Source organism: Planococcus versutus, assembly GCF_001186155.3.
GTDB classification, from domain to species: Bacteria; Bacillota; Bacilli; order Bacillales_A; family Planococcaceae; genus Planococcus; species Planococcus versutus.
Genome location: NZ_CP016540.2, coordinates 1696316 through 1709600 on the forward strand (window position 1 = coordinate 1696316; position 13285 = coordinate 1709600).

A 13285-nucleotide genomic window follows, 5' to 3' on the forward strand; every position below is an offset into this window, starting at 1 on the left:
TGTTAATTCCTCCTAATAGTGGTTCCTTAAGTTAGTGATGAACAAATGGCTAAAGCCAGTGAATACAATTTACTTTCAGCACTGTCAGCACGTGATGACAAAACAATTGGCGCTTTTGCACCCGTCACGATACTGCCAACTTTCGCATTTGCGAAAAAGACCAGTGATTTATACAAAATATTACCAGATTCAATAGTTGGAACAAGCAGGATGTCGGCTTTCCCGGCATTCACTCCTGCTATGCGTTTGTTTTTGGCTGCATCAATGGAGATAGCATTGTCGAGAGCAAATGGCCCATCCACAATACAGTCTTTGATTTGACCACGCTGATTCATAGCGGTGAGTGCTGCTGCGTCAAGAGTTGCTTGCATGTTAGGATTGATAACTTCTACACCTGCTAAAGGTGCAACAATCGGCATCTCCACACCGACTGAACGTGCAATTTGGACAGCATTTTCGATAATCTGTACTTTTTGAGATAAATCGGGTTTGATATTCATACCCGCATCCGTTACAAAAATGAGACGGTCAAATCCAGTAACTTCAAAAGCAGCAACTTGTGACATAACTGTTCCCGTTCGCAAACCAAACATTGGATGCAAAACGGCTTTCAGTAGTATGGCCGTAGCAATTTGACCTTTCATTAAAATATCAGAATCATTATTGAATACAGATTTCACAGCTGCTTCAGCAGCTAATTCAGAACTATCAACATGAAAAAGTTGGACATGAGGATGATCGAGCAATTGTGGAAATTCTTGTCGCATCATCGCTACTATCTCTTCTTTATCATCGTACAGTCGAAAATAAGCCATTTTCCGCTCTACTGCCATATTAATGGCTTTAAGCACGACTGAATCAGCTGCCGCTGCAACGGAGACCGTATGAATAGGACCGCTTGGTACATTTTCGATTAATTGCTCTAATGTGGCCAAGATTGCTCACCTCATTCTTCTTAATTAAAACAGAATGAATGGCTATTTATAAGACATGAAAGCGTTTTATTTGTGTTTTAATCCATAAAATATTGCAATTTGTTGCAAAACCCTGCAAAGTATTGCAAAAACCTACATCAATCCATATTTTTCGAGCTTATAATATAAGGTGCGCAGAGAGATTTCTAATTGCTTAGCAGCTTTTGATTTGTTGCCACCTGCTTCTTTTAATGCATGATGCAAAATTCCTCGCTCAACCGTATCCAACTGTTCTTGCAAAGGCATCGAAGATTGGATAAGCACTTCATTTTTTGCTTCGGGTACACGAAGCATATTTAGTGGGATATGCTCTTCTGTTAATTGCCGCTCATTCATTTGCATAAAAATCATCGAACGACTCAAGACATTTTCAAGTTCTCTAACATTTCCCGGCCAGTCATACACACGTAAATACTGCAAAGCTTTGTCAGAAATTGATTCGACGCTACGGCCATATTCTTGATTTAACTTTACTAACAAGCGTTCAGAAATTCGCGGAATATCTTGCTTGCGATTGCGCAAAGGCGGAATTAGAATCGGCATTCGATTCAAGCGATAATAAAGATCTTCGCGAAACTTGCCTTCTAGCAATGCTTTTTCCATATTGGCATTTGTTGAAGCAATCACACGTACATTGACTGGAATGGATTTACTACCGCCGATTCGCAACGTTTCATGTTCTTGAAGTACACGCAATAGTTTGCTTTGCAATGTAGAGGATAGTTCTCCAATCTCGTCTAAGAAAATACTGCCGTTATTTGCTTCTTCAAACAAGCCTCTTTTTTCACCTGTTTTTATTCCTGGAATGGCGCCTTCTTCGTAGCCAAAAAGTTCGCTTTCTAGTAATTCCTCAGAAAGTGCAGCACAGTTGATGCGAACAAACTTATTGTATTTACGCTCGCTAGCACTATGTATGGCGTGAGCAAACAACTCTTTACCTGTCCCCGACTCACCACGCAACAAAACAGTCACTAAAGTTTGTGCAGCAAGTTTGGCTTGCTGAAGTGATAATTGCATTTCGGAAGATAAGCCGATAATATCATCAAAGGTATACTTGGATTCCAATGTTCGAATGATACTGCGGGCACGATCTAGCTCTTTCATTAGCGATCGGATTTCAGTTGTGTCGTGAATAACACCAACACTGCCTTTTAATTTATTGTCTACAATAATTGGCGCTACATTTACAATAACTTCGCGATTTGAAGGTCCAACTTTTAAATTAACTCCTCGCACCGGTTTTCGCGTTTGTAGCGCTTTTAAGTGCATACTCTCGCCTTCTGAAATATCAGCAGATGCAGGCTGACCGATAACATCTTTCATTTGCAAGCCTGTAATGCGCGTGTAGGCTGGATTGACCAATAAGCCGTTTCCTTTTTCATCAACAACAGAAATGGCGTCATCGCTCGATTGAATAATAGCTTCTAACATTGTTTGAATTTCTTTTAAATCTGTAATTTCTTCTGCAAGTGCTACGACTTCCGTTATGTCTTTGAACACTGCAAAGGCTCCAATTATTTCTCCGTTGTCACCAATCATCGGAAAACGCGATGTGACAATTCGCGATCCATTTCCGAGCTCTAATTCCCGGTTTAACTCAATGCGTCCGGTTTCATAGGTTCTTGGTAATTCGCTTAATGAAATAAATTCGTGAATATGTTTGCCGATGGTATTGTTAACTCTGACTTCTAGCATCCGAGCTGCACTTTTATTCATGAAGGTAATATGGCTTGTTTTGTCAATGCCGATCATTCCTTCTTCAATCGAGTTAAAAATAATTTTCTCTCGATGACTTTCTTTACTAAGTCGATTGATAAAATGCTCTTTTTCTTCAAGTAAGCGAACCAATACATTTGCAAGACTACCAGGAACAATAACGGTACTTGTCAAGAAATAATCTTTTAGTTCTTGATAAAGCTCATTGCTTCCAGTTACATTGAAAACAATATCAATTTCTTTTTTATCAAACTTGCGGTAATGATCGGCAATCTTAATCCCCAGTGATTTTGCAGTAACAATAGCTTGAGCGTCAAGATTAATATCCACCACACCAAAAACCTGTAAATAACTGGTTTCGGACAGCGTTTTCAAAATTGCTGAACCTCCAATTCCGCCACCTACAATCAACACATTTTGCATATTATTTCAGCCTTCTCTCATTATGTGCGAATAATTGCAATCGTATTTAAAGCCTACAACAGGAAGCTTTTCTTGACAACTTTAACGTAATTGGAAACAATAGAAACTGAAGGATGTGGAACTATGGGTCGTCTTGTAGCTTTTATTATTTTATTGATTCCTGGAATCATGGCGGCATACGGTATTAAATTGATGCGTGATACGTTATTTAACAAATTACTTGAGCCTTATCCGGCTCTTTGGCTTCAGTTTACACTCGGTACTGTTTTTGTCGTAATCGGAATCGGTTTTTTTGCGGGTTTTTTACTTAACCGAGATCGTAAAAAAGGAAGAGTTGCAAAAAAATTTCAGAAATAAAAAATGATGTTTACCTTGTTAAGGTAGACATCATTTTTCTTTTAACTTGATCTGGATAATTGGTGATAATTCCAACCAATTGCGGATGAAGGCGGTCCATTAGTGACTCTGTTCCTATCATACCGTACAACCGAACTTTCTTATTTTGCTTTAATATTTCTCTATACAAAGGTTTTCCGATAAATCGCTTATGAAGATGGATACTATCAATCCACTCCATATCATGTAAAGCCGTTACTTGATTTTTCTTCTTAATAATCCAAGCCATTTCAGTATCAGGCATTAATTGCTTCATTTTTTTCAGTAATTGCCCATTAAACGAAGATAAATGAACATCGCTCATTCCTTCTAGCATTGCAGCAAGTATTTGAGGACCTTTAAGATTTTTTGCGAATGATTCTTTTAGTTCAACATTGAGCGGAATGTTCTTTTTCTTGGCCCATTGAAATACTTCATAAGCAAGCGGTATTTCATGTTGCTGTAATTTTCGCACCCATTTTTTTCCGATACGCAGTTGTTTTATATCTTCGTAAGCAAGCGTTTCAATTTCTGCATTGACTCCTGTTAAACGCCGCAAATTGTCGTCATGGTAGACGATCACAACGCCGTCTTTTGTAATTTGTGCATCGAGTTCGATGCCAACACCCAATTCGCATGCTTTAATAAACGCATTCCATGTGTTTTCAAGTGCATATCCTGAAGCGCCTCGGTGTGCATACACTTTAACTTCAGACAATAAAATCATCCTCTTCCATTTCTGAAATCTACTAACTTCATAAAGCTAAACCTTGTTAGCTTTATAGTTTGTCTTCAGTTTCAACTCAATTTTACCATTTTTAATGACAAACTTAAAGTGAAGTTGGTTGTTAATAGCTTTTGGGTTTTGAATTTACTTTAATAGCCTTAAGTAGTAAATTACATTTAAAGTAGGACAAACAAACATGTCACTAAAACTCGACTGATTAAAAACCGTTAGTTTATTTACATGGATGACATTGTTATTAAAGCTATCATCATACTCACTCCATATACACCATAAAAATAAAGTCGATCAACAACAGTTCCTTCTTCATTGCCTATAAAATAATCATCGATTTGCCGAATTAGCTGCAAGTGGGTTCGCCTCTTTTCAATTTGCTCGATGTGTTTATACAGTTAGTATTGCTCGTGTATGTTAAGTCATTTCAGAAAACTAGATATAGACCTTTTCCTTTAATAGCGTTTTTTTAAACGTATGTTTTTTTAAAAAATTGTAAAGTGTTCTTTAAATCTGCTGGGCATAAAACAAAAAAAGCCTCTGAATTTTTTATCGCTAAACGAGCGATTAAAAATTCAGAGGCTTTTACCATTGTGAATCATTTCGAATATCGAGTTTTAAACTATCTACTACCATAGCAATAAATTCGGAATTGGTTGGTTTTGATTCGAGATGGGCAACACTATAACCAAAAATAGTAGATATGTGATTGACTGTTTCGTGACGGGTCCACGCTTGTTCGATGGCATGACGAATTGACCTCTCTACTCTCGAAGACGTCGTGTCAAACTTTTTTGCAATGCTTGGATAAAGCTGTTTTGTCACTTTATTTAAAATTTCAGATTGTTCGAGTACTAATAAAATAGCTTCTTTTAAATATTGATAGCCTTTTAAATGAGGAGGTATTCCAATACCTTTAATCATATTTGTAATGCGATCTTCTTTTGTTAATTTAGTTAATGAGTGTTCTTGTTTATTCGATCGTGCGTTCATAATGTGGTTGATTTGCAGAACTAAACGATCCGACTCAAAAGGTTTTAAAATAAAATAAGAAGCACCGTTTTCAGCAGCTTGACTCATAATCGATTCTTGTCCAAAAGCTGAGAGCATAATTACGTCAATATTCTGAAACTCTTCACTGTCTTTAATGGCATCTAAAACAGCAATGCCATCTAGATGAGGCATAATAATATCCAGTAGTAGAATATCGATTGGCTGATTTTCTAGCATATTAATACACGTTTTGCCATTATAGGCAACATCGACTACTTTCATATTTGGTTGTGCATTTAAATAATCTTTTACCAGCCGAACCAACTCGCGATTATCGTCTGCAATTGCAATTTTAATAGTTTCCATTCGACTCTCTCCTTGATGACTGACTCTTGCAAGTACGTAATCGACTTATTTCATCAATAATTTTCGATCTGCTGCGAGCGATAATAGTTCTTCTGCATGTTGTAATGTTAACTCTGTTATTTCGGCTCCTGATAGCATTCGACTCATTTCTTCTGTACGCTCAGATCCATCGAGTTCCGTTACTGCAGTTGTCGTACGCTGCTTGTCTACTTTTTTCTCAATGAATAAATGCTGATCTGCCATTGCCGCCACTTGAGGCAAATGTGAAATGCATAAGACTTGTGAATCTATTGAAATCGCTGCAATTTTTTCAGCAATCGCTTGAGCTACCCGTCCACTAACACCTGTATCCACTTCGTCAAAAATAATAGAGGTAATGCCTTGATGTTTAGAAAAAATAGTTTTTAGTGCCAACATCATACGAGATAATTCTCCACCCGAGGCTACTTTTGTTAAAGGTTTTAATGGTTCGCCCAGATTTGTCGAAATATAAAACGTAATCGAATCATGGCCATATCGATCAAACCGTCCATTTGGCAAGATCAAAAAGTTTACTTCGAAAGATGCTTTTGCCATGTGCAATTCTTTCAACTGCTCCATAATGGCTTTGCCTAAATTTTTCGCCGCTTTTTTACGAAGAATGGTTAGTTCTTCTGCCTCTATTCGTAAATCTTCAGTCAGTTCTTTTAATTTTTCTTGATCTAATTGATAACGTTGATCCCGATTGACCAATTTATCGAGATCATCTGCTTGTTTTTCATGGTAAAGCAAAATATCTTCCACCGAAGAGCCATATTTTCTTTTCAAAGACTGAATAACAGCCAACCGTTGTTCGATATCATTTAGTCTAGCTGGATCAAATTCCATATCATCTAAAATTCGTTTGATTTCAGATCCTGTATCTTGAATTAAATAAAATGCACTCGACAACGTTTCAGAAGAACTACTAAAGCTTTCATCAACAGATGCGGCGTGTTCAAGTTCAGACATTGCGGAACCTATCCAGTCCAAGCCCTTTGTTTCTCCTTGAATTGCTTCATGCGCCGTTGAAATTGATTCATAAATCTTATTAAAGTTTTGTAGCTTTTTTCGCTCTTGCACAAGTTCTTCTTCTTCTCCAATAACGAGTTCTGCTGCTTCAATTTCTTGCAACTGAAACGTTAATAAATCAATGCGCTGGGCAATTTGTTGTTCATTTTCTGTATATGAAGAAAACTCACGTTTTAATTTTGTGTATTTATCGAATGTATGACTATAACTTTCTTTTGATTTAGCCAAACTTTTTCCTGCATATTGGTCAAGTAAATAAAGGTGTTGTTTTTCATCCATCAATTCTTGAGTTTCATGTTGACCATGAATATCAATTAATGAAGCGCCGACTTCACGCAAAATAGAAATGGTCACTAATTTACCATTGATGCGACATACATTTTTACCTTTGTCGTTTAGCTCTCTACGCAACAAGATATCGCCATCACTTTTAGTAACGCCAAATTCATCTAATTTACGAAATACCGGATGCTGCTCGTCATCTAACGAAAATAATCCTTCGATTTCCGCTTTTTTAGCACCATGTCGAATAAATTCTTGGCTTCCTCGTCCGCCTGCCAAAAGATGAACCGCATCGATAATAATGGACTTACCAGCACCAGTTTCTCCAGTTAAGACCGTTAACCCTTCTGAAAAACTGACGGTTAACGCTTCAATAATGGCGAAATTACGTATATCTAATTCCCGAAGCATTTCTGTTCACCTCTTCTTAAAGCATTTCAATTAAACGCTGTTTTAAAATTTCACGTTGTTCTGTATCTCTACAAATAATTAAACACGTGTCGTCTCCACAAATTGTTCCAAGAATTTCTTCCCAATCCAAGTGATCTATTAAAGAGCCAATCGCATGAGCATTGCCTGGCAAGGTTTTCATCACTAAAAAATGACTGGCACCATCAATACTTACAAATGCATCTGTTAGCGCACGATGCAGCTTTTGCATAGGATTAAAGCGCTGGTCAGCTGGTAAACTATACTTATAGCGACCGTCCTGTAGTGGTACTTTAACTAAATGCAGTTCTTTAATATCACGTGAAACAGTTGCTTGTGTTACTTCATAACCGGCTGATTTTAATAATTCGACCAGCTCGTCTTGTGTTTCGATTTCGCGATTTGAGATTAGATCGCGTATTTTAATGTGACGCTGTCCTTTATTCATGATGCTCCCCCTTGAAAGAATGAATATTTATTCTAGATGCTTAATATTCTACATTTATATTATTAATAAGACAACAAAAGGAAGAATGATCAGTTCTTAATAATGTTTAACTCCAAAAGAAGAGTCTTAGTTTGTATTCCCATTTTCGAAAAGAAAACACATTCCTTTTGGAATGTGTTTACAATAACTCGTGAGCTGTTTTAACCGTTTCGTTGATAAGTGTTTCTGAAATAGCGACGATTTCAGAACTTTCATCAGCCGACTGTAAATGAAATAAAAATTCAATGTTGCCTTCTCCACCTGTAATAGGTGAAAATGACATATTTTTTATATGAAAACCTGAATCTACAGCGAATTGACCTACTTTACTCAATACATCGCGGTGAATTTTCGGCTCACGAATAATGCCTTTTTTTCCAACATTTTCTCTGCCTGCTTCAAACTGTGGTTTTACTAATGCAATTACATCGCCATTCGGCACAAGAATTTTTTTTAACACTGGCAAGATAATGCGCAACGAAATAAATGACACATCAATTGTCGCAAATTCTGGTAAACCTTCTATAAAGTCTTCTGGCTTTGAATGCCTGAAGTTGACGCGTTCCATCACTGTTACACGCTCATCTTGCCTAATTTTCCATGCCAATTGATTATAGCCGACATCGAGTGCATAACAATGTTTTGCTCCATTTTGAAGAGCACAATCTGTAAAACCACCTGTCGATGAGCCTATATCAAGCATCAATTTACCTGTCACAGATAAATCAAACTGTTCTAAAGCTTTTTCTAACTTTAATCCGCCTCGACTAACATATTTCAAATCATTGCCTTTCATTTGTAGCAGAGCATCGGTCATAATCTTCTCACCAGGTTTATCCATCCGTTCAGATCCTGAATAAATTATTCCTGCCATTATGGCTCTTTTTGCTTTTTCACGTGTTTCGCAAATGCCTTGTTCAACTAACAAGACATCTACACGTTCTTTTTTAGGTTTGTTCATAAAATCGATATACCTGCCTGTATTTTGGAATGTGTCCGCTTTTTAATCACTCGAACTACTTCATCACTGTTTAAGTTAATTTCATCCATTAACTCAGCAACATCTCCGTGTTCGATAAAGTGATCAGGAATTCCTAAACGATCAATGACCGAACCGCGATACTCTTGTTCTTGAGCAAACTCCAATACAGCACTACCAAATCCACCTTGTAATACGGCTTCTTCGATTGTCAAAATTGGAATCGCTCTTTTGAAAATCGTGTGTAACATCGCTTTGTCCATTGGTTTTATAAAACGAGCATTGACTACTTCTACTGAAATGCCTTGTTCATGTAATTCTTCTGCTGCTTGCATCGCCATTGGAATAGTTGTACCGAAAGTTAAGATTACAGCATCTGTACCTTTTTTCAATACTTCCCATGAGCCAATAGGCAATGCATGTAGTTCTTCATCCATTGGGACACCTAAGCCATTTCCTCTAGGATAACGTAGTGCAATTGGACCGCCATTATAATCAATAGCTGTTTTGACCATGTGTTGTCCTTCGTTTTCGTCTTTAGGCATCATGATGACCATATTCGGCAAATGGCGCAGGAAGGCAATATCAAATACACCTTGATGCGTTTCCCCATCTGCCCCCACTAAACCAGAACGATCAATTCCAATAAATACATTTAAATTTTGTCGACAAATATCATGAACCACTTGATCGTAAGCACGTTGCAAAAATGTCGAGTAAATAGCTAAAAATGGTTTCATGTCTTGAGTAGCAAGTCCAGCAGCCATTGTTGTTGCGTGCTGTTCAGCAATGCCTACATCATACATGCGTTCTGGAAATTCAGAAGCAAAACCTTCAAGTTTTGAACCAACTGGCATTGCAGGCGTAATTGCTACAATTCGCTCATCCGTACGTGCCAATTTCCGAACTGTTTCTGCGATTAAACCGCTCCAAGAAGGTGCTTTGGATGATGACTTGACTAAATCGCCTGTTTCCATTTTGTATGGACCTGTGCCATGCCATGTACCAATGATATCTTGTTCTGCTGGTAGAAAGCCTTTGCCTTTTTTCGTCACAACATGCAACAAAACAGGACCTTTTGTTTTCTTTGCGTAACGTAAATTATCTTCTAATTCCTCTAAATCATGTCCATTAATTGGTCCTAAATAGGTAAAACCCATTTCCTCAAAGAACATCCCCGAAACCACCAAATATTTCAATGAGTCTTTTACGCGTTCAGCCGTTGAAGCTAACCGATCACCAACTGCAGGTACTTTTTTCAATAGATATTCCAAATCGTCTTTAACTTTATTGTATTTTCCAGCTGTTCGCATTCTCCCGAGCATGCTGTGCATAGCACCAACGTTTGGCGCGATCGACATTTCATTGTCGTTCAGTATAATTGTCATATCGGTTTTAGTATGACCAATATGATTTAATGCTTCAAAAGCCATCCCACCCGTTAACGCACCATCGCCGATAATCGGAATAATATGGTTGCCGGTTTTTTTAATATCACGAGCAGCTGCCATACCCATTGCAGCTGATAGAGACGTTGAACTATGACCTGTTTCCCAGACATCATGTTCACTTTCATTGCGTTTTGGAAAACCACAAAGCCCTTTGAATTGACGCAATGTATCGAATTGCCCAGCTCTACCGGTAAGAATTTTATGGACATAAGATTGATGTCCTACATCCCAAATAAATTTATCAGAAGGGCTGTCGAATACTTTATGAAGTGCAATTGTTAGTTCTACAACACCCAGGTTTGGACCAATATGCCCGCCTGTTCTAGATAAGTTTTCTATTAAAAATCGTCTTATATCTTCACTTAATACTTCAAGCTGTTTCGTGTTCAGCTCTTTTAAGAAAGATGGACTAGTAATCGACTGTAGATTCATTGCCATCACGCACCTTTTATAAAATTTTCCTTCAGACTGTCTGTTCATATTATATCAGTCTACAGCGATTGTACAAATCAGAGCCTTAAAAATCAGCTTTTTCTTTGAACAATTAATTGCGTTAGTTGCACTAACAGTGTTTTTTCACCTTTTAATTTCTCAAGAGCATTTACAGCTTCAGCTGCGTGAAAATTTAATTTTTCTTTTGCTTTTGGTAAAGTCAGTAAACTTGGATATGTGCTTTTCTCACTAGACTCATCTTTACCAGCTGTTTTGCCAAGTTCCTCAGATGTTCCAGTAATGTCTAAAATATCGTCTTGAATTTGGAACGCCAGTCCAAGGTGTTGACCAAATTGACTAAGCGCTATAATTTCTTCATCTGAAGCTTGCGCTAAAATACCACCTGCTAAAATGCTATACGTTAATAAAGCACCTGTTTTTAAGCGATGCACTTGTTCTAATTCTTCAAGTGTTAATTGTTTTTCTTCGCCTTCAATATCAAGTACTTGTCCACCAACCATTCCTTCGGCACCTGCTGAGACACTCATTAAATCAATTAAACGAACTTTGTCGTCACTAGATACTTCTTGGAGACGTGCCACAATCCCAAAGCTATACGTTAATAATGCATCACCTGCGAGAATGGCAACGGCTTCTCCAAATACTTTGTGATTGGTCGGCATGCCACGACGCAAATCGTCATCATCCATACTTGGTAAGTCATCGTGAATCAAAGAATACGTATGAATCATTTCAATTGCCGCTGCTACTTTCAACGCTTCAGGATGTTCTTTGTCACTTAATTCATGAAGAACTGCCAACAGCAAAATAGGACGGATTCGTTTTCCACCGGCTTGTAGCGAGTAATGCATCGATTCTTTTAATGAATCGGGTATCGATAAAGACAAAATCAATTGGGCCATTTCCTGTTGAATTAACGGTTCATAGTAAGTACGAAATTTAATTAGATTCATTTAGCATTCCCATCCATTTCTATATCAGCTGGAACTTCTTTGCCGTCTTTCATCATTGTAACCAATTGACTTTCAGCATTTTGTAATTTAGTATGGCAAACTTTTGAAAGTTCCATGCCTTTTTGATAAAGTGTCAACGCTTGTTCAAGTGGAACGTCTCCTTGTTCGAGTTGACGAACGATTTCTTCTAGTTGCTCCATTGCATCATTAAACATGATTTTCTTTTCAGACACTGTTCTCATCTCCTTTTACTACTGCATTTACTTGATCAACTGTTGCTTGAATCGTACCATCTTGCATTGCTACCGTGAGCTGATCACCTATTTTGATATTCTTCACACTTTTAACAACCGTTTCTTCAATATATGGAATCGAATAGCCACGGTCCATAATTTTTAAAGGACTCAGTGCATCTAATGTCCGAATTGCAGATGATAACTGCTGGGATTGGTTTTTTAGCAATTGATCCAGTTGATAATCGAGTCTTCTGCCTAGTTCTATAACTTGAATTTTTGATTGATGAATTTGTTGAAGTGGCGATCGTGATTTCAAGCGATTTTCAAGTGTTTGATAATATTCTTTTGAACGATTTAACTGCTGCAATGATTCGCGTTGCAACGATTCTGTCGCTCGCTCAACTCGCTCCGTAAATGGTCTGTATAACCGTTCTGGATAAGCCAAAGGGAATGATGTGGTCAAGCGATTTAAGAGTTGCTTTTGCTGACTAATTGTTCCTGAAGCTGTTCGGTACATAAGGCTTCTGTAACTCGCTATGCGCTCTAACAACTCTGTCTGACTAGGAACAGCAAGTTCCGCCGCAGCAGTTGGTGTAGCTGCACGCAAATCTGAAACAAAGTCAGCAATCGTCGTATCGGTTTCGTGACCGATTGCAGAAATAACTGGAATAACAGAACTGAATATAACACGTGCGACTGCTTCGTCATTAAAAGCCCATAAATCTTCAATAGATCCTCCACCACGTCCGACAATCAATACATCGAAATCCTTTTTATTGGCAGCTTGAATCGATTGGACAATCGATTGAACAGCACCTGTTCCCTGAACGAGTGTGGGGTACAACACAACATCAGCTAATGGATAACGACGGTGTAATGTAATAATAATGTCGCGCACTGCTGCACCCGTTTGCGCCGTTACCACCGCAATTTTTCGGGGGAAACGTGGCAACAATTTCTTATGTGAAGCATGAAAGAGTCCTTCTTTTGATAGTTTTTCTTTTAATTGTTCAAAGGCCAAGTAATAATCGCCAATGCCATCAATTTGCATTGACTGTGCGTATAGTTGATATTGACCAGAGGCCTCATAAACCGTGACATCTCCTCTAATCAATACGGTCATGCCACTTTCCGGTTTGAATTTGACGGATTTAGCACTTGCTGAAAACATAACCCCTGGCAACCGTGCAGCATTATCTTTTAAAGTGAAATAAATATGTCCACTTGTATGAATTTTAACGTTCGATAACTCGCCTTTTACATAGACATCGCGGAGATGAGGATCGGCGTCAAACTTCTTTTTTATGTATTTGGTCAAAGCTTTAACACTTAAGTACGGGTCGGCCGACATATTTTCAACCCCTATCTATGAATTTAAA

Annotated in this window: 13 protein-coding genes; 1 reads left to right on the plus strand and 12 read right to left on the minus strand. The window is 37.9% G+C overall.

Features of this window, described 5'->3' with window-relative positions; genetic code table 11:
* Positions 1-26: 26 nt before the first annotated feature.
* Positions 27-935, minus strand: coding sequence for a phosphate butyryltransferase (yqiS, locus tag I858_RS08665; protein WP_065524732.1), 909 nt, complete (start codon positions 933-935; stop codon positions 27-29).
* 132 nt (positions 936-1067) lie between these two features.
* Positions 1068-3113: a sigma-54 interaction domain-containing protein gene (locus I858_RS08670; protein WP_065524731.1), complete on the minus strand. Its 2046-nt coding sequence runs from the start codon at positions 3111-3113 to the stop codon at positions 1068-1070.
* A 123-nt stretch (positions 3114-3236) separates the two neighbouring features.
* Here I858_RS08670 and I858_RS08675 point away from each other — a divergent pair, with 123 nt between their 5' ends.
* Positions 3237-3470 carry a DUF2627 domain-containing protein gene (locus tag I858_RS08675; RefSeq protein WP_065524730.1) on the plus strand — a complete coding sequence of 78 codons (234 nt, stop codon included), beginning with the start codon at positions 3237-3239 and terminating at the stop codon, positions 3468-3470.
* A gap of 10 nt (positions 3471-3480) precedes the next feature.
* Here the strand turns inward: I858_RS08675 and I858_RS08680 are convergent, their stop codons facing one another.
* The 10 genes from I858_RS08680 to xseA all read right to left on the minus strand — a co-directional run bounded on the left by I858_RS08680 (position 3481) and on the right by xseA (position 13257).
* Entirely contained in the window at positions 3481-4206 is a 726-nt protein-coding gene (locus tag I858_RS08680) for a glycerophosphodiester phosphodiesterase (protein WP_083553688.1), read from the minus strand.
* 245 nt (positions 4207-4451) lie between these two features.
* On the minus strand, positions 4452-4583 hold the full coding sequence (locus I858_RS17525) for a hypothetical protein (protein WP_275425611.1): 132 nt from the start codon (positions 4581-4583) through the stop codon (positions 4452-4454).
* 229 nt (positions 4584-4812) lie between these two features.
* Entirely contained in the window at positions 4813-5586 is a 774-nt protein-coding gene (gene spo0A, locus I858_RS08685) for a sporulation transcription factor Spo0A (RefSeq protein WP_065524728.1), read from the minus strand.
* A gap of 45 nt (positions 5587-5631) precedes the next feature.
* On the minus strand, positions 5632-7329 hold the full coding sequence (recN, locus tag I858_RS08690) for a DNA repair protein RecN (RefSeq protein ID WP_065524727.1): 1698 nt from the start codon (positions 7327-7329) through the stop codon (positions 5632-5634).
* Between the two features lie 16 nt (positions 7330-7345).
* Positions 7346-7795, minus strand: a complete 450-nt coding sequence (gene ahrC, locus I858_RS08695; protein WP_058385497.1) for a transcriptional regulator AhrC/ArgR — start codon at positions 7793-7795, stop codon at positions 7346-7348.
* 178 nt (positions 7796-7973) lie between these two features.
* Positions 7974-8795 (minus strand): TlyA family RNA methyltransferase, encoded by an 822-nt coding sequence (locus I858_RS08700; RefSeq protein ID WP_065524726.1) that lies wholly within the window; start codon positions 8793-8795, stop codon positions 7974-7976.
* Positions 8792-10696: a 1-deoxy-D-xylulose-5-phosphate synthase gene (gene dxs / locus I858_RS08705; RefSeq protein WP_065524935.1), complete on the minus strand. Its 1905-nt coding sequence runs from the start codon at positions 10694-10696 to the stop codon at positions 8792-8794. Before dxs ends, I858_RS08700 begins: the two co-directional genes overlap by 4 nt.
* Before the next feature lie 92 nt (positions 10697-10788).
* The gene (locus I858_RS08710) at positions 10789-11670 is read right to left on the minus strand and encodes a polyprenyl synthetase family protein (RefSeq protein WP_065524725.1); all 882 of its coding nucleotides are present in this window, start codon (positions 11668-11670) and stop codon (positions 10789-10791) included.
* Positions 11667-11903 carry an exodeoxyribonuclease VII small subunit gene (gene xseB, locus I858_RS08715; RefSeq protein WP_065524724.1) on the minus strand — a complete coding sequence of 79 codons (237 nt, stop codon included), beginning with the start codon at positions 11901-11903 and terminating at the stop codon, positions 11667-11669. The genes I858_RS08710 and xseB overlap by 4 nt, the downstream gene beginning before the upstream one ends.
* A complete protein-coding gene (xseA, locus tag I858_RS08720; RefSeq protein ID WP_065524723.1) occupies positions 11896-13257 on the minus strand; it encodes an exodeoxyribonuclease VII large subunit in 1362 nt (453 codons plus the stop codon). The genes xseB and xseA overlap by 8 nt, the downstream gene beginning before the upstream one ends.
* Positions 13258-13285: the final 28 nt, after the last annotated feature.